Source organism: Microvirga flocculans ATCC BAA-817 (assembly GCF_000518665.1).
Classification (GTDB): domain Bacteria; phylum Pseudomonadota; class Alphaproteobacteria; order Rhizobiales; family Beijerinckiaceae; genus Microvirga; species Microvirga flocculans.
Window position 1 is genome coordinate 30,693 of the sequence record NZ_JAEA01000010.1, and the last position, 23,377, is coordinate 54,069.

Consider the following 23,377-nt stretch of genomic DNA (forward strand, 5'->3'; position numbering starts at 1 on the left):
TGCCTCATTGCCGGATCCGTGGCCGCGCCCCTGATGGCGGGCGCGATCACGCTCTCCTGGATGCACTCGGTCGAGAGGATCGCCTGGGAGGAGGACTGGCGCTCTACTCCGGCGGGCTTGGAGCTCGTCGAGGCGCGGGTGCGCGGCTCGGGGGCCGGCATGGAGCCGCCGCCGGAGGCGAGATTCGTCAATGGCGTCTGGTCGTGGAAGCCGGATCTGCCGCCCCAGCGCGAGGTGATCCTGCGCCGCTCGGGGGCGACGGCGGATTGGCGGATCTGCGTGTCCGGCCGGTGCCTTCCGATGGAGGCCTATGTGCCGGCCGGAGCCGATCCGATCGTGATGAAGGTCTGTGAAAAGCCTTAAGCCCGTCCGGTCAGGGGCTCGACGGAGACGCAGCGCCGCCAGAGGTTCACGAGGACATAGAGGGCGAAGAGGCTGAAGAGACCCATCAGGGCATAGCCCACGATGTCGCCGAGTTCGAACAGGCCCGCAATGGCCCAGCCGGCGGCAATCGCGACGCCGAAGACTTCCGCGCCGACCAGGATCATGATGCTCACGATCGTGATCACGTTGCGCCAGTTGGTGCTTTTCGCCTGAGCCACTGTCGTCTCACTCCATTCTTGACGGATGGGACTACCCTAATTGCCCCCTCCGGTGCAAGTTCTGCCCGAATCTCATTCCGTGACGCCTCACATTCAAGAGACATGCCAGAGACCCCCGTCTTCTCGACAGCCGCCGTCGCCGCTCCTCACAGCCTCGCCGCCGAGACCGGCCAGACCATTCTTGCGGCCGGAGGCAATGCGGTGGAGGCCATGGTCGCCATGGCCGCCGCCATCGCGGTCGTCTACCCGCATATGAACGGCCTGGGGGGCGACGGGTTCTGGCTCGTGCGGGAGCCGCGGGGCCGCATCCATGCCCTCGACGCCTCGGGACCGGCCGGATCCCTCGCCACCATCCGGCGCTACCGGGACAAGGGCTACGACGCCATCCCGCCGCGTGGGCCTGATGCTGCTTTGACCGTTGCCGGCGCCGTCGGCGGATGGGCCCTGGCCCTCGAACTCGCCAGGGCGCTCGGCGGGCAGCTTCCCCTCGACCTGCTCTTGAGCGACGCCATCCGCTTCGCCAGGGACGGCTATGCCGTCGCCGCCGCCGAGGGACGCAACGCGCTCCTGGAGCAGGAGGCCCTGTTTGCTGCTCCCGGTTTCGCGCAGGCCTTCCTGGCCGAGGGGAAGCGGCCCGAAGCCGGCTCCTTACGCAAAAGCCTCAGGCTCGCCGATACGCTCGGCCAGCTCGCCCATGCGGGCCTGGCCGATTTCTACCGCGGCGATGTGGGGCGGGAGATCGCCGCCGACCTGGAGCGGATCGGGAGCCCTGTCAACCGCAAGGATCTCGAGGCCTACCGCGCCCGCGTGGTGGAGCCCCTGTCCGTTCGCCTCAGGCACTCCACGGTCCACAATCTGCCGCCGCCGAGCCAGGGGCTCGCGAGCCTTCTGATCCTCGGGATTTTCGAACGGCTGAACGTGACGCGCGCCGAAACCCCGGAGCACCACCACGGGCTGATCGAGGCCGCCAAGCGCGCCTTCGCGATTCGCGACCGGGTCGTGACCGATCCGCGCGAGCTCGCCCACAACCCTTCCGACTACCTCACGCCCGCCCGCCTGGAACGGGAGGCGGCCCTGATCGAAGCCCGGCGGGCCGCGCCCTATCCGCCCCGCTCCGCCGAAGGCGACACGGTCTGGATGGGATGCATCGACAAGGACGGGCTCGCGGTCTCCTACATCCAGTCCGTCTATTGGGCCTTCGGCTCGGGCTGCGTGCTGCCCGCCACGGGCCTTCACTGGCACAACCGGGGTATGAGCTTCTCCCTCGATCCGAGCAGCCGCAATCCGCTGGAGCCGGGACGAAAGCCGTTCCATACGCTCACGCCGGGGCTCGCCGTGTTCGATGACGGGCGGGTCCTGTCCTACGGCACCATGGGCGGCGACGGGCAGCCGCAGATCCTGGGTCAGATCTTCACCCGCTACGCCGATTTCGGCATGAGCCTCGCGGATGCGGTGGATGCCCCGCGCTGGCTCTTCGGCAAGAGCTGGGGCGCGCCGGCGGCGACGCTGAAGATGGAGGATCGTTTCGATCCCGGCCTGCTGCGGGCGCTCTCCGGCTTCGGCCATCCGGTGGAGGAGACGGGCAAGCCCTATGCGGATGCTTTCGGCCATGCGGGCATGCTGGTGAAGCATCCGCGCAACGGGCGGGTCGAGGCCGTGCACGATCCCCGTTCCGACGGGGGATCGCTGGGACTTTAGACCCGAATTCCGGTTGGGCGGCCTAGCCCTTCGAAGCGCGGCGATGGCCGTTTTAGCCAGCCCACAGGCCCTGGAGCAGGCTCAGGCCCAGCACCAGAACGAAGGTTGCCGCCAGGAGCTCGATCCCCGAAATGGCGATGGCGCCCCAGGCGCCGCGCCCGCCCGCGATCCTCAAGGCCGCGGCCTTGAAGAAGACCGCGAGCGCCGCGATGGCGCCGGTGGTGAGCGCAGTGCCAAGGGCCATGGCGAAGGTCGCCGCGATGCCTGCCGCGAACAGGCCCTGCGACAGGGCGAAGACCAGGACGATGAGCGCGCCGGAGCAGGGGCGGATGCCCGCGGCGACCGCCACGCCCGCCATGTCGCGCCAGCGGGTCAGGCGGTCGAGCTCCCCCGGCGGGGGCAGGTGGACATGGTCGCATCCATCTTCCACGGGCACGGCCGGGTTGCGGGCGAGCGCCAGGACGCCCAGGACCTTGCCTGCCTTGCGCCAGGTGATGGCTGCGCCGAGCAGGGTCACGGCGAGGAAGCTCGCCAGCTCCACGTTCATGGCGAGCTTGTTCATGGTGGCGGCGGTGGCGCGTAGCGCCAGGTTCACAAGGGACACGATGGCGATGGCGACCAGGGCCTGCACGAGGGCCGCTGCCAGGCTCAGGGCGAAGCCCTTGCGCAGGGCCTTCTCGTCGGCGACCAGATAGGCCGAGATCACGCCCTTGCCGTGTCCCGGTCCCGCCGCGTGGAAGACGCCGTAGGCGAAGCCGAGGGCGAGCAGGGAGAGGAAGGCGGAGCCGTCGTCCTTCAGGGCGCGCACCCCCGCCTGCAGGCTCGCATAGAAGCCGGACTGGACGGACAGGATCCAGGCGCCGACGCTGCCCGACGGCGTCGCCTCGCGCAGGCCCATGCCGAACGGGTTGCGCGGCGGCGTGCTCGACGGCCCGAGCCAGAGGCCGATCAGGCCCATGGCGGCAGCCACCACGGCAATGGCGATCAGTGCGATGCCGAGCCGCCGCCATGGCGGAATCCGTCCGGCGTTCGGCACGGCGGAGGTGTCGGACATCAGGGACATGCGACAATGGCCCTGTTGGAATATTCGATGCCGAAGCCCGGATTGGGCTGCCCCTGGATGGCGCCTTCGTCCTGCAGGATCTTCTGCATGGCGGCGTCGAGAGGTTTCGCCTTCGCGACATTGGTCACGCAGCCCTGGGGCGCGTTGGCGAGGGAAATCGCCGCGTTGCCGTCCTCCAGGCTGAAATAGACGAAGAAGCTCGGATCCTCGATCTCGATGGAGACTGCGCCCGAAGGCGTCACGGGTGTCTTGAGGGGCAGGAAGAACGACATGGCGACCTGGGTCTTCTCCATGCTCATCCGGGCCTCCCGCGGCGGATCGAAGGCCTGCGGCCTGCCGCGCGCCTTGAGCACCGTGAAATACTCGAACTCGTTGAGGGAGGCGGCGTTCTCGTCCGCGAGGCCCTGCAGCTCCTCCGGGGTCAGCTTGCCGTCGCCGTTCGCATCCAGCCCTTGCGTGACATAGGCCGTATAGGCCTCGTCGAAGGTCCAATGGTGGCGCACCCCCGTCACCAGCCCATCCTGTGCGAAGACGATCTCCGCCTTGGCCGTGACCCACACATGGGGATGCGCAAGGGCCGGCGAGGCCAGGCCCCAGCCCAAGCCTAGGCTCAAGGCAACCAGGGAGGATTTCAGACCGAAACGATGTGCCATGCGATGACCCTGGAGAGGCGACGCTTCCGGCCGAGGGCCGGGAGAGAGCCATATGAGGGTTCTATGGTTAACAGAGGCGAAACGATGGCGCGGGCGAAAGGCCTCGATTGACGGGCTTTGGAAGATATGTCAGCATTACTGACATATTCAACGAGAAGAAGACCGGATCACCGGCAGCGGAGCAAAGGCTCCAGGAGGGAAACGGGTAATGGCCGAAGGTCATGGTGCGCTGCGTAGCGTGTCGCTCGACGACAAATACGACCTGTCAAAGGATCACATCTTCATCACGGGCACGCAGGCCGTCATCCGCATGCTGCTGATGCAGCGCGAGCGTGACCGGCTGGCGGGCCTCGACACGGCTGGGTTCGTCTCCGGCTATCGCGGCTCCCCCATCGGCGGGCTCGACCAGAATCTCTGGCGGGCCCGGAAATGGCTGGAGGCCTCGAACATCGTTTTCCAGCCGGGCCTCAACGAGGAACTGGCAGCCACCGCCGTGTGGGGCTCGCAGCAGGCCGAGATCCGCGGCGACGGCAAGCATGACGGCGTCTTCGGCCTCTGGTACGGCAAGGGTCCGGGCGTCGACCGCTCGGGCGACGTGTTCCGCCACGCCAACATGGCCGGGTCCTCGAAGCATGGCGGCGTGCTGGCGCTGATGGGCGACGACCACACGGCGGAATCCTCCACCGTCGCGCACCAGTCCGAGTTCCACTTCGTCGATGTGATGATACCGATCCTGAACCCGGCGGGCGTTCAGGAGATCCTCGATTACGGCCTTTACGGCTATGCCATGAGCCGCTTCTGCGGCACCTGGGTCGCCTTCAAATGCGTGAAGGACAACATCGAATCCACCGCCTCCGTCGATGGGTCGCTGGACCGGGTAAAGATCGTCATGCCCGACGATTTCGCGATGCCTCCGGGCGGGCTCAACATCCGCAACCGCGACGGCGTGCTCGACCAGGAGGCGCGCCTTCAGGATTTCAAGCGCGACGCCATGCTAGCCTTCGTGCGCGCCAACAACCTCAACCGCATCGTTCTCTCCGGCGGCCGCAATCCGAAGATCGGCATCATCACCGTCGGCAAGTCCTATCTCGACGTGCGCCAGGCGCTCGACGAGCTCGGCCTCGACGAGGTGAAGGCGAACGACATGGGGCTGCGCCTCTACAAGGTCGCCTGCCCCTGGCCGCTCTCGCAACGCGAGCTCGTCGACTTCGCGCGGGGGCTCGACAAGGTCATCGTCGTCGAGGAGAAGCGCTCGCTCATCGAGGTGCAGCTGCGCGAGGAGCTTTACGGCACGGCCAACCAGCCGGTCTGCATCGGCAAGAAGGACGAGGAGGGCCGCTGGCTCTTCCCCGTGAAGGGCGCGCTCGATCCCAACGACATCGCGATCGCCATCGGCGAACGTCTTCTCGCCTATCACAACAACGACGATCTGCGCGGCCGCGTGGCGCGGCTTCGCCATGCGCAGGAGGTGCTGGCGACCACGGGCGACGTGGCGAACCGCGTGCCGCATTTCTGCTCCGGCTGTCCGCACAACACCTCCACGAAAGTGCCGGAGGGCATGCGCGCCTATGCGGGCATCGGCTGCCATTACATGGTGCAGTGGATGGACCGCTCCACCGAGGGCTTCACGCAGATGGGCGGCGAGGGCGCGAACTGGATCGGCGAGGCGCCGTTCTCCAAGCGCGGGCACGTGTTCCAGAATCTGGGCGACGGCACCTACAACCATTCCGGCATCCTGGCCCTGCGCTGGTCGATCCACACCAAGACCCACGTCACCTACAAGATCCTCTTCAACGATGCGGTCGCCATGACCGGCGGCCAGCCGCACGAGGGCAAGCTCACCGTCGACATGATCGCGCGCCAGGTGCGCGAGGAGGGCGTGGAGCGCATCGCCCTCGTCACCGACGAGCCGCACAAATATCCGAAGGAGATGCGCTGGCCGTCCGGCATGACGATCCATCATCGCAGCGAGCTCGAGGCCGTGCAGCGCCAGCTCGCGGAAATTCCCGGCGTGACGGTGATGATCTACGACCAGACCTGCGCCTCGGAAAAGCGCCGCCGCCGCAAGCGGGGCGAGTTCCCTGATCCGGACAAGCGCGTCATCATCAACGATCTCGTCTGCGAGGCCTGCGGCGATTGCTCCGTGCAGTCCAACTGCGTAGCCGTGCAGCCCGTGGAGACCGAGTTCGGCCGCAAGCGGCAGATCGACCAGTCGAACTGCAACAAGGATTTCTCCTGCGTGAACGGCTTCTGCCCTTCCTTCGTGACCGTGCACGGCGCGAAGGTGAGAAAGGCGGCGCCGGAAACCGTCTCGCCGGACGGCATGACGTTCGCGCCGCTGCCCGACCCGGCGCTGCCTTCCATCGACCGCACCTTCAACATCATCGTGACGGGGGTGGGCGGCACGGGCGTCGTCACCATCGGCGCGATCCTCGGCATGGCGGCGCATCTCGAAGGCAAGGGACTGGGCATGATCGACATGGCCGGCCTCGCCCAGAAGGGCGGCGCGGTCTACAGCCATGTGCGCCTCGCCAATAACCAGGACGACATCCACGCCATCCGCGTGAGCGCGGACTCCGCGCATCTCGTTCTCGGCTGCGATCTGGTTGTCACGGGCACCAAGAAAGTGCTGGCCTCGGTGAAGCAGGGGCAGACCGCGCTTGTGGTGAACACGGCGGAGGTGATGCCCGGCGAGTTCACCCGCAACGCCGACTTCTCCCTGCCGACCGAGCGCCTCAAGCGCGCGATCACATCGGCCGCCGGCAAGGAGGGCGTGTCCTTCGTCGATGCGACGGCCATCGCCACCGCGCTCCTCGGCAATGCGATTGCCGCCAACATGTTCATGCTGGGCTATGCCTACCAGACGGGCCTCATCCCGCTCTCTGGCGAAGCCATCGAAAAGGCCATCGAACTCAACGGCGAGGCGGTGAAGATGAATCTTTCCGCCTTCGCCTGGGGCCGCCGCGCGGCCGCCGAGCCCGAGCGGATCGCCGCCATGATGAGCGCGCTGAAGGCGCCGACCGAATCGCGCAAGCTGTCCGACACCCTGGACGAGGTGATCGAGCGCCGGGCCGCGTTTCTCGAAGGCTATCAGAGCAAGCGTTACGCCAGGCGCTATCGCAGCCAAGTGGAGCGCGTGCGCGCAGCCGAATCCGCCGCCGTGCCCGGCGCGACGGCGCTCACCGATGCGGTCGCCCGTTCGCTCTTCAAGCTCATGGCCTACAAGGACGAGTACGAGGTGGCGCGCCTCTATACGAACGGCGATTTCGAGCGGCAGGTCGCCTCGGCCTTCGAGGGCGATAACCTGCGCTACGAGTTCCACATGGCGCCGCCCCTTCTCGCCAGGAAGGACCCGGTGACGGGCCTGCCGCGCAAGATGAGCCTCGGTCCGTGGATGATGCAGGCCATGCGCGTTCTGGCAAGGTTCAAAGGCCTGCGCGGCACGCCGCTCGACGTCTTCGGCTATACCCATGAGCGCCGCACCGAGCGCCAGCTCATTCATGATTTCGAGAGCTTGATCGGTGAGATCGTGGCGAAGCTCGACGCCGGCAATCACGCGGTTGCGGTGGGGCTTGCCGCCGTTCCGCAGAAGATCCGCGGCTTCGGCCACGTGAAGGAGCGGAACCTGACGGCGGCGAAGGCGGAAGAGGCGGATCTTCTCGCGCGGTTCCGCGCCGAGCCGCAGAAGATGCCGATCGCGGCGGAGTAAATCGCGCTCGAGCGAAAAACGTCATCCCGGATCGCCGCTTTGCGCCGTCCGGGATGACGGGTCGTGAGTTTAACCCTGGCTCACGTCCACGAAGCTTTTCGCGACCGTCGGCACGTTGGCCTCGTTGAGGCCCGCCACGCACATGCGCCCCGAGCCGACGAGATAGACGCCGTCCCGCTCGCGCAGGGCAGTAACCTGCTGCTCGGTGAGTCCGGTGAAGCTGAACATGCCGCGCTGGTTCAGCAGGAAGCCTATATCCACCTCGTTCGACAGCTTGCGGATCTCTTCGGCCAGGAGCTTGCGCATCGCATCCATGCGGTTGCGCATGGTTTCGACCTCGCGGGTCCATTGGGCGCGCAGATCGTCGTTGCCGAGCACCGTTCCCACGAGCAGGCCGCCCGTCATGGGCGGGCTCGAATAGCTGCGGCGCACCGCGAGCTTGAGTTGCCCCAGCACGCGCTCGGCCTCATCCCGGTCGCGGCAGACGACGCTCAGGCCGCCGCAGCGCTCGCCATAGAGCGAGAAGTTCTTCGAGAAGGAATTGGCGACGAGGCAGCTCGCGCGCGCCGCATAACGGCGCACGAAGGCGGCATCGGCCTCGAGGCTGGTGCCGAAGCCCTGATAGGCCATGTCGAACACGACGATATGGCCCTTGGCGACGAGAAGGTCCGTGACGGCCGCCTGCTGCGCCTCGTCGAGATCGACCCCGGTCGGGTTGTGGCAGACGGGCTGGAGCACCACGATGGAGCCCGCTTCCGCCGCGTCCAGCGCCTTGACCATGCCGTCGAAATCCACGGACCGGCTGGCGCGGTCCCAATAGGGATAGGTCGCCGTCTTGAAGCCCGCCCGCTGGAACAGGCCGTGATGGTTCTCCCAGGTCGGGTCGCTCACGAGCACGGTGCGGCCGGGGGTGTGCTTGGCCAGGAAATCGGCGGCGATGCCGACAGCGCCCGTGCCGCCGATGGTCTGGATCGTCGCGATGCGCTTGTCGGAAAGAGCCGGATGGGACGCGCCGAAGACGAGCTTCTGGACGCCGTCGCGGTAGAGCGCATGGCCCTCCATCGGAAGGTAGGGGCGTTCGGCGAAGCCGATGCGCTCGTAGGCGGCGCGGACCGAGCCCAGCACGGGGATGCGGCCGTGTTCATCCGTGTAGACGCCGATGCTGAGATTGACCTTCCGGTCGCGCGGGTCGGCCTTGAAGCTGTCGTTGAGGGACAGGATCGGGTCGCCCGCGAAGGCTTCCACCTGTCCGAACAGGGATTCCGTCATGCTGATCTCCAAGCCTGTTGCGACGGCGCGATGCCGCCGCAAATGCCTGTCGCGAGACCTAGCCCCTGGTGGGGCTCCTCCGCAAGGAACTTCGTGGAACTTCAGGCATCCAAACGCCAGTCCACCGGCGCCAGTCCCTTCTCCGCGAGCCACGCATTGGCGCGGCTGAAGGGCCTCGTGCCGCGAAAATCCTTCAGCCGGTTCAGCGGGGAGGGATGCCCTGCCTCGATGACGAGATGCTTCCTCCGGTCCACGAGCGCGGCGCGCTTGCGGGCGGGGGCGCCCCAGAGCAGGAAGACGACGGCGGGCTGCCGCTCGGAGATCGCGGCGACCGCCTGATCGACCAGCTCAGACCAGCCGAACTTCATATGGGCCCCGGACTTGCCCGCCTCGACCGTCAGGGCGGTGTTCAGGAGGAGAACGCCCTGCTTGGCCCATTGCGTCAGATCGCCCGATTTCGGCATGGGCACGTCCAGATCCGCCGCCATCTCAGTGAGGATCGTGCGGAGGGAGGCGGGCAGGCGCCGGGTGCCGCGATAGGAAAAGGCCAGCCCATGGGCGTCGCCCGGCGTCGGGTAGGGGTCCTGGCCCAGGACGACCACCTTCACCCTGTCGAGCGGCGTCAGCGTCAGGCTCGTGAAGACCAGATCGGGGGGAGGGAGCACCTGAACGCCGGAGGCAACCACCGCATCGACCTTGGCGGCGACCGCCTCCGCGCTTCCATCCTTGAAGAAGGGGAGCGTGAGCCATCCCGCGGCCTGGGGCTTGGCCCGGAAAGCGGCGAGGGCCTGGCTGATCGGTCCGGTCATGAGCTTGGGTGCCTTTAGGTAAGATGTGGGCCGGTCGCTGGATGCGCCGCGGGGTTTGGCAGGGCCAGATGAAAAAGACATCGGGAGTGCCGCCGATCCGGGCGCTGTGAATATCGACAGAATGTTACCGATGTGACACGTTTCCCGTCTAGGTTCCGCGTCCGTAACACTGGAACCAACCTGCTACGAGGACTTTTCATGATGCTTCAGAGCCGCCCCTCCGCCGCCCTGCGCGCCGGGTTTCTCGGATTATCCCTGCTTTTGTCGGGCACGGCCCTGGCGCAGGAGGCCGTGACGATCCGCTTCGTCCAGACCAACGATATCGACCGCATGAGCCCTGAAAAGGGTCGCGGCGGCTTCGCCAAGCTCGCAACGGTGATCAAGGAAGAGAAGGCCAAGGGCAATGCCTTCTTCATCCATGCCGGCGACACGATTTCCCCCTCGCTCCTGTCGGGCTTCGACAAGGGCGCCCACATCATCGACATCCTGAACCGCATGGGCGTCGATGCGATGGCCCCGGGCAACCACGAGTTCGACCTGGGTCCCGACGCCTTCCGCGCCCGCATGAAGGAGGCCAAGTTCGACGTGCTGGCCACCAACATCGTCGACGGCAACGGTCTGCCCGAGAACACCAAGCCCGACAAGATGGTCGAGGTTCAGGGCGTGAAGATCGGCTTCTTCGGCCTCACCACCGAGGAGACGCCCATCGCGTCGAGCCCCGGCAACATCAAGTTCTCCTCCACGATCGACACCGCCCGCGCGAAGTCCAAGGAACTGCGCGAGAAGGGCGCCGACATCGTGGTCGCCATCGCGCATACGCCGCTCGAAGTGGACATGATCATCGGCCGCTCCGCCGGCGTGGACGTCATCATCGGCGGCCATGACGAGCACCTGATCGCCTTCTACGACGGCAAGGTGGTCCTGTCGGAATCGGAATCGCAGGGCAATTACATCAACGTGATCGAGCTCGCCGTTACCAAGGCCACGAAGGACGGCAAGACCTCCGTCACCTGGACGCCGAACTTCCGCATCGTCGACAGCGCGACCGTGAAGCCCGATCCCGATATCGAGGCCGTGGTGAAGGGCTACGAGGACAAGCTGTCCAAGGAGCTCGACGTCGAGGTCGGCGTGACGGAAACGCCTCTCGACAGCCGCCGCGCCACGGTTCGCGGAGGCGAGGCCGCCATGGGCAACCTGATCGCCGATGCGCTCAAGGCCGCCGTCGGGGCCGATGTCGCCCTCACCAATGGCGGTGGCATCCGTGCGGACAAGCAGTACCAGGCCGGCCAGAAGCTGACCCGTCGCGATATCCTCTCCGAGATGCCCTTCGGCAACACCACCGTGCTGCTCGAGGTCACCGGCGCGCAGATCAAGGACGCGCTGGAGAACGGCGTGAGCCAGGTGCGCGAGCTGGGCGGACGCTTCCCGCAGGTGTCGGGCATCGTGGCCGAGGTCGACGTGAAGGAGCCGGTCGGCAGCCGGGTGAAGTCGGTCAAGATCAACGGCCAGCCGCTCGATCCGGCCAAGACCTACAAGCTCGCGACCAACGACTTCGTGGCCCGCGGCGGCGACGGCTACCGCATGTTCGCCAACGCCAAGTCGCTCATCGACGTCTCGGCGAGCCAGCTCATGGCAAGCCAGGTGATCGATTACGTGGCGAAGGCGGGCAAGGTCGCGCCGAAGGTCGAGGGACGCGTCGTCCTGCGCTGATCCGCGCCGCAGCTTTTTTCCCGCGCCGGGGCTCGCAAGGGCCCCGGCGTTTTTCATGCGGCAATGCTGCCGATATCCTGCTCTGGGGCATCTTGTCCCTGGCGATGCCGGTATCTGGCGCTCGCCTCTGGTCATTCAGGAAATAGAACGTAGATTTCCTCTCCATCGACGGAGATTGCCGTGCCATTCTGGGCGCGCGCAAAGGCGAAACTTCATAACCAAAGCGATCATCTCTTGCAGTTCTACTCGCTTCCGGAATCCTTGAGTCCGTCACAGAAGCGCCGCCGCCGCTCACTCGTGCGGGGACGGCTGGCTCTCGTGATGGGATTGCTCGGCGTCACGTTCATCCTGCTGACCTTCGGCTATGTCACCTGGGAGCAGCGCAACCGTCTGATCCAGCGCAACGAGGACGATCTCGGGAATGCGGCGTTCTTCCTCGCGGATCATGCGGCCAGGCTGATCGAGGTGACGGACCTGACCCTGAAGCAGACCACGGCTCTGACGCATAAACAGGGCTGGGAGCAGGTGGAGACGTCACGGGCCCTGTGGGAGCAGATCCGCGCCGTGCAGGAAGCCTTGCCGTATATCGAGGATGTGTGGCTCAACGATGCGAGCGGCCGCCTTCGTCTCACATCGGCGCAGTTCCCGACGCCCGTGGCGAACGTTTCCGGGCGCGATGCCTTCGAGGCCCAGGCGATGCGGGACCGGGGCCTCTTCATCGGCCAGCCGATCGTCGGGCGGCTGACCAAGGAGCCGACCTTCATGATCAGCCGGCGCCTGCAGAACGGAAATGCCGAATTCGACGGCACCGCTTCGGTGACCGTCGCCCTGTCCTATTTCTACGATTACTGGTCGAAGCTGCGCTTGCCGAAGGGGAGCCGGATCGCGCTGATGCGCGCCTCCGACGGGGCCGTGATCGCGCAGTATCCGCCGCCGCCGGACGCTCTCTCCTTCGCGCCCATCGACAAGGCGGCCTTCGACAAGGCACTCGAATCGTCAGTCCATGCCGGGCTCTACTCCTTCGTCAGCTTGGGCGCCGACCGTATCGGTGCCTACCGGCAGGTCGGCGCGATGCCGCTCTTCATCCATGCCAGCATGCCGCAGGACGCTTACCGGTCGCAATGGCTCGTGCAGACGCGGCTCTATGGCGCCTTCGCGCTGATCGCCCTGCTGGCGCTCCTGGCTCTGACGACGCTCGCTTCCCGGCAATTCCGTGAGCAGGCTACCACGGCCACGCTCCTGGAGCGCCAGGTGGCCATGCGGACCCGCGAGCTGCGCACGGAAACGGCTGCGCTGGAAATCCTTAATCGAACAGGCAGCATCCTGGCGGCCGAGCTCGACCTCGACCGCATCATCGAGAGCGTCGTCGATGCCGGAATCGAGCTGACCGGCGCCCAGTTCGGGGCCTTTTTCTGCGGAGCCTCTCAGGATGGGAAGGAACATTACGGCCAGTACCCGTCCGAGGATCTGCGCCGAGCTTTCGCCGCGCTCGACATCCGGGCCGTCTGTGCGCCCGCCTTCGCTGAAGGCAAGAACGTCATTCTCGACGATCTATCCCAGATCATGACCGATGGCGGGGCCGCCCTCGCCGGCGATGGCCAACCCGGCCATTCCGCCATCCGCAGCCTCATCGCGGTTCCCGTTCCGCTCCGGACCGGCGACGTTCACGGCATTCTCGTCTTCGGCCACGAGAAGCCGGGCATGTTCGGCGAGCGCTCCGAGCGCCTGCTCGCGGGTCTCACGGCGCAGGCGGCCATCGCCCTCGAGAACAGCCGTCTCTACCGCAATGCGCAGAGCGAGATCGAGGAGCGCAAGCAGGCGCAGACGCAGCAATCGCTGCTCATCCGCGAGCTCCATCACCGCGTGAAGAACACGCTCGCCACCGTGCAGGCGGTCGTGGGGGCCACGGCACGCTCGGCGCTCAGCATCGACGATTTCTATCAGGCCTTCGTCGGTCGCATCATTTCCCTTGCCAACACCCATTCCCTGCTGACCGAAGCCGTGTGGCAGACCGCCTCCCTGCGCGAGATCCTGGAGAAGGAGCTGCGCCCCTACAACGACACCAGGGGCGAGCGAATCACCCTGGAGGGAGGCGCCGTCGAGCTGCCGTCGGAGGCGGCCGTGCCTCTCGGCATGGCGATCCATGAGCTCACGACCAATGCGGCCAAATACGGTGCGCTCTCGGTTCCCCGCGGAAAAGTGGCCGTTTCCTGGGAGAGCGAACCCCTGGAGGACGGCCTGCGCCTCACCCTCGTCTGGCAGGAGCGCGGCGGGCCCGAGGTCGCGCCTCCGGCGCGGCAGGGTTTCGGCTCGCGCCTTCTGCACCGAGTGCTCGCCACCCAGCTCAACGCGAAGGTCGAGATGGATTTCGACCCGTCGGGCCTGCGGGTGGCCATCGATGCGAACCTCAAGCGGATGCCGTATCCCGAGACGGGGTTCTGAGCCTCCGCAGGTTTTCTGCAAAGCCACTTTGCGGCCGGGCGCGTCAATGTGAAGGGCCGATCGGTTGGCGGGATGCCGGAAAACCCCTATCTAGGCGGCATGACAGGGCGGGACCCGCCAGGGCTTCCCGCGGCCAAGGGGCTTTGAATGAACGAGATCGTCAAACCAACCGACTTGCAGGTGAACGTCGTCCGTCCGGCGAACCACCCCGCTGTGCGGAGCGGGCGGATCGGCGTGCTGCTGATGAACCTGGGCACGCCGGAGGGCACGAGCTACTGGCCCATGCGGCGCTACCTGAAGGAGTTTCTCTCCGACCGGCGCGTGATCGAGACGCCGCGCCTGCTCTGGTGGCCCATTCTCAACCTGATCATCCTGACCAAGCGCCCCGGTCCCAAGGGTCGGGACTACGCCTCGATCTGGAACAAGGAGCTCGACGAGGGGCCCCTCAAGACGATCACCCGCAACCAGGCCGAGAAGGTGGCCGCGCACCTGAAGAGCATCGGCGGCGACAGGATCACGGTCGATTGGGCCATGCGCTACGGCAAGCCGGAGGTGCGCGAGCGCATCCAGGCTCTGCTCGACCAGGGCTGCGACCGCGTTCTCCTGGTGCCCCTCTATCCGCAATATTCGGCGGCGACCTCCGCCACGGCCTGCGATCAGGCCTTCCGCGCGCTCATGGACATGCGCTGGCAGCCGGCCGTCCGCGTCTCGCCGCCCTATCACGACGACCCGGTCTATATCGATTCCGTCGTATCCTCCATGAGGGCGGAACTGGCGAAGCTGCCCTTCGAGCCCGAGGTGATCCTCGTCTCCTTCCACGGCGTGCCGAAGGAGTATCTCATGAAGGGCGACCCCTATCACTGCCACTGCGCCAAGACATGGCGCCTCATGCGCGAGGCCTTCGGCTGGCCGGCGGACAAGTTCCGCATGAGCTTCCAATCGCGGTTCGGCCCGGCGGAATGGCTGCAGCCCTACACCGACAAGACTGTCGAATCGCTCGCGAAAAGCGGCGTGAAGCGGCTCGCGATCGTCGCGCCGGGCTTCTCCGCGGATTGCCTGGAGACCCTAGAGGAGCTCGACGGCGAGAACCGCGAGATCTTCATGCACAACGGCGGCGAGCAATTCGCCTATCTGCCCTGCCTCAACGATTCTCCCGAAGGCATGCGCGTGATCAACCACATCGTGGAGCGTGAGCTTCAGGGGTGGATCTAGGACTCCTGCCCTGTTTGAGGTAGCCTGAGCCCTCTGCAACTCCGTTGCCTGGGGGGCTCATGCCGCTGAGTGGTTTCGATATCTTCGTCATCGTTCTGGTGCTCGTCGTCGTCGTGACGATCGCCATGGGCATCAGAACGGTCCCGCAAGGGTATGCCTACACCGTCGAGCGATTCGGGCGCTATTCGCGCACGCTCACGCCGGGCCTGGGCCTGATCGTGCCCTATATCGATCAGATCGGGAAAAAGGTGAACGTCATGGAGCAGGTGCTCGACGTTCCGAGCCAGGAGGCCTTCACCCGGGACAATGCCGGCGTCACCATCGACGCGGCCGCCTTCTATCAGGTGCTCGATGCCGCCCGCGCGTCCTACGAGGTCGCCAACCTGAACCAGGCGCTCCTGGTTCTCACCATGACCAACATCCGCACCGTCGTGGGGTCCATGGATCTCGATCAGCTCCTCTCCCATCGCGACGAGATCAATGAGCGGCTGCTGCGGGTCGTGGACGCCGCCGCGTCGCCCTGGGGCGCCAAGGTCACCCGCGTCGAGATCAAGGACATTCTCCCGCCGGCGGATCTTGCCGGCGCCATGGCGCGGCAGATGAAGGCCGAGCGCGAGAAGCGCGCCGCCGTGCTCGAGGCGGAAGGTCTACGCCAGGCGGAGATCCTGCGGGCCGAAGGGCAGAAGCAGTCGCAGATCCTGGCTGCCGAGGGGCGCAAGGAAGCGGCATTCCGCGATGCGGAGGCACGCGAGCGGCAGGCCGAAGCCGAGGCGAAGGCCACGGGCATGGTCAGCGACGCCATCACCCGGGGCGATCTTGCCGCGGCCAACTTCATCGTGGCGGAAAAATACATCGACGCGATCCGCACCCTCGCTTCCGCTCCCAACCAGAAGGTCGTGATCGTGCCCATCGAGGCGGCCGGGCTCGCCGGGACGCTGGGCGGCATCGCGGAACTCACCAGGTCGGTGTTCGGCGAGGGCGGAGCGTCTACGCGGCCCGCGCGCAGCGTCCCGGCCGTCTCCGGAGGAGCCGAGCGCTCATGATCCAGAACGCGTTCGTCAGCCTGGGAGCCTGGGCCTGGATCATCCTCGGAGTCGTTCTGATCGGCGTCGAGCTTGTGGCCCCGGGAGCCTTCTTCCTCTGGCTGGGGCTCGCCGCCATCGCCACCGGGCTCCTGGATGCGGCGCTCGGCCTGTCCTGGCAGGCGGCATCGCTGGTGTTCGCCGTCCTCTGCGTTACGGCGGTGATCCTGGGCCGCACCGTCACCCGCTCGAGGATGCAGCCCGAGCCGCAGGCCGAGATGCTCAATCAGCGTGGGCAATCCCTCGTCGGCCGCGTCTTCACCCTGGAGACGCCGATCAAGGACGGAGAGGGGCGGATCCGGGTCGATGACAGCTCCTGGCGCGTGACCGGCGCCGACCGGTTCGCCGGGGCGAAGGTGCGTGTGGTGAGGGTCGAAGGCTCCACCCTCGTGGTGGACGATCCTTGAGGAGGGCCGAAACCCGATCCTGTGCTTGACGTAATGTCCGCTGCAAAAAGCTGATTATTGAGAATATTATTACATATTCTGTAATATTTTTATGTCACATTCCGAAAGGGAAAATTCACGATTTTCTGGAATATTTACTTGACCTGAACCTGTCGCGTCGTGGGGGCGCGAACCCCTCGCGGTGATGCGGGCAGGCCGTGTAAGACGCAGATGTCTCTCCAGAAGCTTTCCATCCGCGCCAAGCTCATTGGCGCGTTCACCTTTCTGGTCCTGCTCCTCGCAGGGCTGGGCCTGCTGGGGCTCCGGGGCCTTCAGCGGATCAACGCCGAGACGACCGAGATCGCCGAGCACTGGATGGCCGGCATCGAGAAGGCCGGCGAAGTCAATGCCGAGGTCCAGGAGTTCCGCGCAACGCTCCTCAGGCACATCATCGCGAGCGCCTTCACCAAGCACCTGGTGGATCAGGAAATCACCCAGCTGCGTGAAAAGATCGCCGCCGCCCTGCGAAACTACGAAAAGACGATCGTCCTCGAGGAGGACCGGAAGCTGTTTACGCAGTTCGAGCAGCTCTGGAACGCTTACAACCGGGAAGCCGATGCGGTTTTCCAGCTGTCCAACGGCGACAAATACGAAGAGGCGCGCGACTACAATGCGCTCAAGGCTCTGCCCATCGCTCAGCAAATGAGCGAGGTCCTGAACCAGATCGTCGCATGGAACACCGTGGGAGCCCAGGACGCGCGCCGGGAAGCGTCGGAGGTCTATGCTTCCACGCAGAACCTGATGCTCGGCTTTCTCGCCGCCGGAATCGTCCTCGCCATCGTCATGGCCTTCCTGATCACGCGCACGGTGTCCACCGGGATTGCCTCCGTCACGCGGTCCATGGGGCTTCTTGCGCAAGGCGATCTCACGGCGCAGGTTGCCTATCGCGGCTATCGGACCGAGCTCGGCAAGATCGCCGACGCCGTCCAGGTGTTCAAGGATGCGCTGATCGCCAAGAAGCAGGCGGATGAGGAGGCGGCGCTCGAAGCCGATGCGAAGACGCGCCGCGCGCAAAGGCTCGACGAGCTGACGAAGCGCTTCGAGATGAACGTCTCCCTCCTGACCGAGAGTCTGGCGAGCGCCGCCACGGAGATGGAATCGACCGCGCAGTCCATGAGCTCGATCGCGGATCAGACCAATCATCAATCGGTGAGCGTCGCATCGGCGGCGGAGCAGGCGTCCGCCAATGTGCAGACGGTGGCCGCCGCGACCGAGGAGATGTCCATCTCGATCCAGGAGATCGCCTCTCAGGTCAGCCAATCCTCGCAGATTGCGGAAAAAGCGGTTGCCGGAGCCCAGCGCACCAACACGACGGTGCAATCCCTTGCGAGCACCGCCGAGAAGATCGGCAACGTGATCGCGCTCATCAACACGATTGCCGGCCAGACCAACCTGCTCGCGCTCAACGCCACCATCGAGGCGGCCCGCGCGGGCGAGGCGGGACGGGGCTTTGCCGTGGTGGCCGCCGAGGTGAAGGAACTGGCCAACCAGACCGCCAGGGCCACCGAGGAGATTTCGCACCAGATCGCGGGCATCCAGCATGCGACGCAGGATGTGGTCGCGGCCATTCACGAGATCGCGCAGACGATCACCGAGATGTCGCAGATCTCGACCGGCATCGCCGCCGCTATCGAGGAGCAGGGCGCCGCGACCCGCGAAATCTCGCGCAACGTGCAGGAGGCGGCCCGCGGTACGGAAGCCGTGACCGGCAGCATCGGCCATGTCCGTGAACGGGCTGGGGAAACCGGCGCTGCCGCGATTCAGGTGCTGGGCGCGGCCCAGGAGCTGGCGCGGCATTCGGAGGATCTCAGTCGTGAGGTGTCGGACTTCCTCTCCAGCGTGAAGGCCGCCTGACGCAGCCGGATCGCTTCGGAGCCTCCATCGGAAGAGGTCCATCGCGCTTGCGCGACGGCCTTTTCTTCGGGTGTTAGGCCGCGCCTGCGCGCAGCAGGTCGAGATAATGCACGAGGCCGACGGGCCGGCTGTTCTCGACCACGATCAGGGCCGTGATCCGCGAGGCTTCCTCCATCTCCAGGGCCGTGACCACGAGGGCGTCCGGCGCGATGGTGCGCGGCGTCTTCGTCATGATGGACGTGACGGGAAGCGTCGCGAGGTCGGGCTTGAGGTTGCGGCGCAGGTCGCCGTCGGTAACGATGCCGGCAAGGGTGCCGTCCCCGTTCACCACGATCACGGCGCCGAAGCCTTTGCGGCCGATCTCCTCGATGGCCTCGCCCATGAGGGCGTCGATGCCGACGATGGGCAGGCGCTCGCCCACGTGCATGATGTCCCGGACGAGCTTGAGCCGCGCACCGAGCTTTCCGCCGGGGTGGAACACCCGGAAATGATCCGCCGTGAAGCCGCGCCGCTCCAGCAGGGCGACGGCCAGGGCATCGCCCAGGGCCAGCTGGATCGTGGTCGACGTGGTGGGGGCGAGCCCGTTGGGGCAGGCCTCCTGGGTCTTCGGCAGGGTCAGGCAGATATCGGCGGCCCGGCCCAGGGTCGATGCGCCATTCGAGGTGAGGGCGATCAGGGGGACCCGGAAACGGCGGGAATAGCCGAGGATGTCGGCAAGCTCGGCGGTCTCGCCGGACCAGGACAGGGCAACGATCACGTCGTCCGTCTGGATCATGCCGAGATCGCCGTGGCTCGCCTCGGCCGGGTGCACGTAATAGGCGGGCGTGCCGGTGGAGGCGAGGGTGGCGGCCATCTTGCGGCCCACATGGCCGGACTTGCCCATGCCGGTCACGATCACCCGGCCCCTGGCGGCGGCGATGGTCTCGACGGCCGCCGTGAAAGGCTCCCCGAGGCCGTTGCCGATGGCGTCCATCAGGGCGGTCAGGCCGTCCCGCTCGGTTTCGAGGGTGCGCAGGGCCGAGGCGACGGCCGGGCCGGGCGAATGGGGGGCTGGTTCTGCTAATGCCATGGCCGCTCCTCTAGCACAGGAGAGCGGCCATGCGGAACCCTCGCGCCCGCTTACTTCTGCCGCAGAAGGGCCTCGAGTTCCCTGCGAAAGTCGGCCGAGAGGTCCTCCCGGTCCAGGGCATAGGCCACGTTGGCCATGAGGAAGCCGATCTTCGAGCCCGTATCGTAGGTCTTGCCCCGATACTTCATGCCGAAGAATTTCTGGTCCTTCATCAGGCGGATCATGGAGTCCGTGAGCTGGATCTCGTTGCCCGCGCCGCGCTCCTGGGTGGAGAGCAGGTCGAAGATCTCGGGCTGGAGGATGTAGCGCCCGGAGATGATGAAGTTCGACGGCGCGGTGCCCTTCGGCGGCTTTTCCACCATGCCGGTGATCTCGAAGGTCTGGCCGAAATCCTGCCCCATCGAGACGATGCCGTATTGGTGGGTCTGGTCCTCGGGCACCTCCTCCACGGCGATGATGTTGCCGCCGTGCTGCTCATAGGCCGCGACCATCTGTTCCATGGAGCCGCGGCTGAGCATGTCGGGCAGGATCACCGCGAAGGGCTCGTCGCCCACGAGCTCCCGGGCGCACCAGACCGCGTGGCCGAGGCCGAGGGGCTCCTGCTGGCGGGTGAAGCTCGTCTGGCCGGCCTGGGGCTGGTCCTTGGCGAGAAGCTCCAGTTCCTTCGTCTTGCCGCGGCTCTCGAGGGTGCGGTTGAGCTCGTAGGCGATGTCGAAATGGTCCTCGATCACCGCCTTGTTGCGGCCGGTGACGAAAATGAAATGCTCGATTCCGGCGGCGCGGGCCTCATCGACCACATGCTGCACCACGGGGCGGTCGACGACGCACAGCATCTCCTTGGGAACGGCCTTGGTCGCCGGCAGAAACCGGGTTCCGAGACCGGCGACGGGAAGGACTGCTTTGCGGATACGCTTCATTGAATGAGCCATGATTGAGCATCGAAAGGGAGGGGTAATCTAAGACAGGACCGGCAAAAGGAAACCGATAACTGCCAAGCTCCGACTACCTCCAAGGTGGTAGGTTTCCCGGGTTTCATCGTTGCGTTCCCATCCATGGCGGTGCGGACCTGAATTGAAGCTGAAGCGTTTTGGTTAAGCTGCCGCGGGTGGCCAAAGGGCTGGCTTTCAACCGCCTGTTAACTCTCTTAGTGTCGCAATGGCAGGGCAGATCTGTCCTGTTTCAAAGAGCGAATTTTTTCATGCGCCAGCCGCTTTCCCCGCTGCGCCGCCTTTCCGGCGCACTCCTTCTCGGTCTGAGCCTGGCCGCCGCTGTGGCGATTTCCGCGTCGCCCGTCCAGGCGCAGGAGGCGTCCCAGGCCGGGTTCCAGCGCTTCGTGCAGGGCTTGTGGCCGGAGGCCAAGGCGCGGGGCGTCTCGCGGGCAACCTTCGATGCGGCGTTCCGGGGCGTCGAGCCCGACGCCAAGATCGTCGCGCTCACGCGCAAGCAATCCGAGTTCGTCCGGCCGATCTGGGATTACATCGACGGCGCCATCTCGGCCCAGCGACTGAAGCGTGGCCGGGACATGGCCGCCGAATGGGCGAAGACCCTCGCCGCCGTCGAGAGAACCTACGGCGTTCCGCGCGCCGTCGTGCTCGGCGTCTGGGGCATAGAGACGAATTTCGGCAGCTTCACCGGCTCGATCTATACCATCCGGGCCCTCGCGACCCTCGCCTATACGGGCTATCGCGGCGACTTCTTCCGGGGCGAGCTGCTCACCGCGCTGCAGATCCTGGAGCACGATCATGTAGACCGCTCCAAGATGCTGGGCTCCTGGGCCGGCGCCATGGGCCAGACCCAGTTCATGCCCTCGAGCTTCATGAAATACGCCGTCGACGGCAACCGGGACGGGGTGCGCGACATCTGGGCCTCGGTGCCCGACGCCCTCGCCTCGACCGCCAATTACCTGCGCCAGCAGGGCTGGGAGCCGGGTCTTCCCTGGGGCTTCGAGGTCCAGCTGCCGAAGGGCTTCGATTTCCGGCATGCCAAACTCAACTTCGCCCAGTGGCGGAACCTGGGCCTGCGCCGGGTGGACGGGAAGGCAATGCCGCAGGCAGGGGAGGCGAGCCTGTTCCTGCCGGGCGGCGCGAGCGGGCCCGCCTTCCTGGTGACCCGCAACTACGATGTCATCAAGACCTACAATTCCTCGGACGCTTATGCCATGGGCGTCGCGCATCTGGGGGACCGGCTCATGGGTGGGCTGCCGATCCAGGGCGCCTGGCCGAAGGACCAGCCCATGCTCGACAAGGACCAGCGGCAGGAAGTGCAGGAGCGCCTCGCCCGCCTCGGGTTCTACGAGGGCGACGCGGACGGCAAGTTCGGCTCCAAGACCCGCGAGGCCGTGCGGAACTTCCAGCTCCGGCGCGGCTTGGTTCCCGACGGCTATGCCGATTACGCGGTCCTGCGCGAATTGCGCGCGACCCGCTGACGGAGCCCTGTTCGGGCTCTATAACAAGGCCGGTCTCCGGACACACAGGGAGCCGCCGATGCATTTGGTGCCGATCATCCGCCGCCTGTTCCTTGCCCTGCTCCTGGCAGCGGGGGGAGGAGGCGTGGCCCTGGCCCAGTACGCTCCCGGCCAGCAGCAGGGCTATCGCGACCTGAGGGCCTATCCGCCCGGCTACTATCCCGGCAAGCTCGTGCAGCCTGCCCCCCAGCAGCAGGGCTTCAGCCTGCGGCGCTTCTTCGGCATTCCCGACGATCCGCCCCCGCCCGCCCGCGCTCCGGTGACAAGGCCCCGCAACCCCGCTGCGGCGGCGCCGGCCGTCGCCAAGCAGGAGAAGCCCAAGATCAATCCGAGCACCCAGGTGGTGGTCTTCGGCGATTCCCTGGCGAGCTTCGTCCGGCAGGGCCTCGATGCGCATTTTGCCGAGAACCAGGACGTGGAGGTCGTTCCCAAGCTGCGGGGCGAGGCGAATGTCGTGCGGTCGGATCCGTCGGACTGGCCGAACTTCATCAAGAGCTCCCTCGAGGGCGGACAGAAGATCTCCGTCGCCGTGATCATGCTGGGCACCAACGACCGGCAATCGGTCAGGGACGGCGATGCGAATGTCGAACCCCTGTCCGACCGCTGGAAGGAGCTCTACCGGCAGCGGGTCGATGCAATCGTGAACGTCTTCAAGGAGCGCCGGATTCCCCTGGTCTGGGTCGGTCTGCCTCCCATGAAGAACAGCAAGATCTCCGAGGATCTCGTCGCCATGAACGAGATCTACAAGGAAAGCGTGGAGCGTGGCGGCGGAGCCTATGTGGATATCTGGCCCGGCTTCGTGGATGAGGACAACCGCTACACGGCCACCGGCCCCGACGTGGACGGCGAGCCGGCCAAGCTGCGCACCGACGAGGGCATCTTCTTCACCCGCGCCGGGGCGCGGAAGGTCGCCTTTTTCGCCGACACGGAAATCAAGCGGGTCCTCGGGCTCGGCGGGTCCGGGGCGGCGTCCGCCAGCCCCTCGTCGATCACGCCCGCCGACGGTTCTGCCGCCCCTGCGATCGAAGCCGCCATTCCCGCTCCGCCGGACAGCGCGGCTCCCGTCATCCTGCCGCAGAAACCGCTGATCGGGCCGGTCCTGCCGCTGACCCGGCAGGACGTGACGCCGGGCGGCACACTCGTGTCGGCGCCGCCGAAGCTCACGGGGGATCATCTCTACACGGTTCAGCGCGCCCTGCGCGTCGGCGTAGCCCCCAATTCGCGTCCTGGCCGGGCGGACGACTTCCGCTGGTCCGAACCGTAAAAAGGTCCACATGAAAAGCGGCGGCTCACGA

18 protein-coding genes are annotated in these 23,377 nt (G+C 66.3%); 11 read left to right on the forward strand and 7 right to left on the reverse strand.

What is annotated here, in order from left to right:
• Positions 1–18: 18 nt before the first annotated feature.
• On the forward strand, positions 19–363 hold the full coding sequence (locus L879_RS0112470) for a DUF1850 domain-containing protein (protein WP_245265228.1): 345 nt from the start codon (positions 19–21) through the stop codon (positions 361–363).
• Here the strand turns inward: L879_RS0112470 and L879_RS0112475 are convergent.
• A complete protein-coding gene (locus L879_RS0112475; RefSeq protein WP_051435301.1) occupies positions 360–548 on the reverse strand; it encodes a hypothetical protein in 189 nt (62 codons plus the stop codon). The two genes, L879_RS0112470 and L879_RS0112475, sit on opposite strands and share 4 nt — an antisense overlap.
• Positions 549–704: 156 nt before the next feature.
• Between L879_RS0112475 and L879_RS0112480 the strand changes: the two genes are divergently transcribed.
• A complete protein-coding gene (locus tag L879_RS0112480) occupies positions 705–2,300 on the forward strand; it encodes a gamma-glutamyltransferase family protein (protein ID WP_027316396.1) in 1,596 nt (531 codons plus the stop codon).
• A gap of 52 nt (positions 2,301–2,352) precedes the next feature.
• On the opposite strand, the gene L879_RS0112485 is transcribed toward L879_RS0112480, so the two are convergent.
• The gene (locus tag L879_RS0112485; RefSeq protein WP_027316397.1) at positions 2,353–3,354 is read right to left on the reverse strand and encodes a nickel/cobalt transporter; all 1,002 of its coding nucleotides are present in this window, start codon (positions 3,352–3,354) and stop codon (positions 2,353–2,355) included.
• Complete coding sequence (locus L879_RS0112490; RefSeq protein ID WP_027316398.1) at positions 3,354–4,016, reverse strand: DUF1007 family protein; 663 nt, start codon at positions 4,014–4,016, stop codon at positions 3,354–3,356. Before L879_RS0112490 ends, L879_RS0112485 begins: the two co-directional genes overlap by 1 nt.
• A gap of 208 nt (positions 4,017–4,224) precedes the next feature.
• On the opposite strand from L879_RS0112490, the gene L879_RS0112495 reads away from it, so the two are divergent.
• Complete coding sequence (locus L879_RS0112495; RefSeq protein ID WP_027316399.1) at positions 4,225–7,725, forward strand: indolepyruvate ferredoxin oxidoreductase family protein; 3,501 nt, start codon at positions 4,225–4,227, stop codon at positions 7,723–7,725.
• A 69-nt stretch (positions 7,726–7,794) separates the two neighbouring features.
• Here L879_RS0112495 and L879_RS0112500 read toward each other — a convergent pair whose 3' ends face one another.
• Both L879_RS0112500 and ung read right to left on the reverse strand, forming a co-directional pair.
• Complete coding sequence (locus tag L879_RS0112500; protein ID WP_084020973.1) at positions 7,795–8,994, reverse strand: amino acid aminotransferase; 1,200 nt, start codon at positions 8,992–8,994, stop codon at positions 7,795–7,797.
• Between the two features lie 101 nt (positions 8,995–9,095).
• On the reverse strand, positions 9,096–9,803 hold the full coding sequence (ung, locus tag L879_RS0112505) for a uracil-DNA glycosylase (protein ID WP_027316401.1): 708 nt from the start codon (positions 9,801–9,803) through the stop codon (positions 9,096–9,098).
• A 198-nt stretch (positions 9,804–10,001) separates the two neighbouring features.
• Here ung and L879_RS0112510 point away from each other — a divergent pair, with 198 nt between their 5' ends.
• The 6 genes from L879_RS0112510 (at position 10,002) to L879_RS0112535 (ending at position 18,549) form a co-directional block, all read left to right on the forward strand.
• Positions 10,002–11,513 (forward strand): bifunctional metallophosphatase/5'-nucleotidase, encoded by a 1,512-nt coding sequence (locus L879_RS0112510; RefSeq protein WP_051435281.1) that lies wholly within the window; start codon positions 10,002–10,004, stop codon positions 11,511–11,513.
• 234 nt (positions 11,514–11,747) lie between these two features.
• Positions 11,748–13,955: a sensor histidine kinase gene (locus tag L879_RS22855; RefSeq protein ID WP_154664200.1), complete on the forward strand. Its 2,208-nt coding sequence runs from the start codon at positions 11,748–11,750 to the stop codon at positions 13,953–13,955.
• A gap of 147 nt (positions 13,956–14,102) precedes the next feature.
• Entirely contained in the window at positions 14,103–15,167 is a 1,065-nt protein-coding gene (gene hemH / locus L879_RS0112520; RefSeq protein ID WP_027316404.1) for a ferrochelatase, read from the forward strand.
• A gap of 59 nt (positions 15,168–15,226) precedes the next feature.
• Positions 15,227–16,210 (forward strand): SPFH domain-containing protein, encoded by a 984-nt coding sequence (locus L879_RS0112525; RefSeq protein ID WP_027316405.1) that lies wholly within the window; start codon positions 15,227–15,229, stop codon positions 16,208–16,210.
• Positions 16,207–16,656, forward strand: a complete 450-nt coding sequence (locus L879_RS0112530; protein ID WP_027316406.1) for an NfeD family protein — start codon at positions 16,207–16,209, stop codon at positions 16,654–16,656. Before L879_RS0112525 ends, L879_RS0112530 begins: the two co-directional genes overlap by 4 nt.
• Positions 16,657–16,866: 210 nt before the next feature.
• A complete protein-coding gene (locus tag L879_RS0112535; protein WP_027316407.1) occupies positions 16,867–18,549 on the forward strand; it encodes a methyl-accepting chemotaxis protein in 1,683 nt (560 codons plus the stop codon).
• A gap of 73 nt (positions 18,550–18,622) precedes the next feature.
• On the opposite strand, the gene L879_RS0112540 is transcribed toward L879_RS0112535, so the two are convergent.
• Together L879_RS0112540 and galU are read right to left on the reverse strand one after the other, a co-directional pair.
• Entirely contained in the window at positions 18,623–19,618 is a 996-nt protein-coding gene (locus tag L879_RS0112540) for a KpsF/GutQ family sugar-phosphate isomerase (protein ID WP_027316408.1), read from the reverse strand.
• 50 nt (positions 19,619–19,668) lie between these two features.
• A complete protein-coding gene (gene galU / locus L879_RS0112545) occupies positions 19,669–20,535 on the reverse strand; it encodes a UTP--glucose-1-phosphate uridylyltransferase GalU (RefSeq protein WP_027316409.1) in 867 nt (288 codons plus the stop codon).
• 281 nt (positions 20,536–20,816) lie between these two features.
• Between galU and L879_RS0112550 the strand changes: the two genes are divergently transcribed.
• Both L879_RS0112550 and L879_RS0112555 read left to right on the forward strand, forming a co-directional pair.
• Complete coding sequence (locus tag L879_RS0112550) at positions 20,817–22,043, forward strand: lytic murein transglycosylase (RefSeq protein WP_084020975.1); 1,227 nt, start codon at positions 20,817–20,819, stop codon at positions 22,041–22,043.
• Between the two features lie 58 nt (positions 22,044–22,101).
• Positions 22,102–23,346: an SGNH/GDSL hydrolase family protein gene (locus tag L879_RS0112555; protein WP_051435283.1), complete on the forward strand. Its 1,245-nt coding sequence runs from the start codon at positions 22,102–22,104 to the stop codon at positions 23,344–23,346.
• The last annotated feature ends 31 nt before the right edge of the window (positions 23,347–23,377 follow it).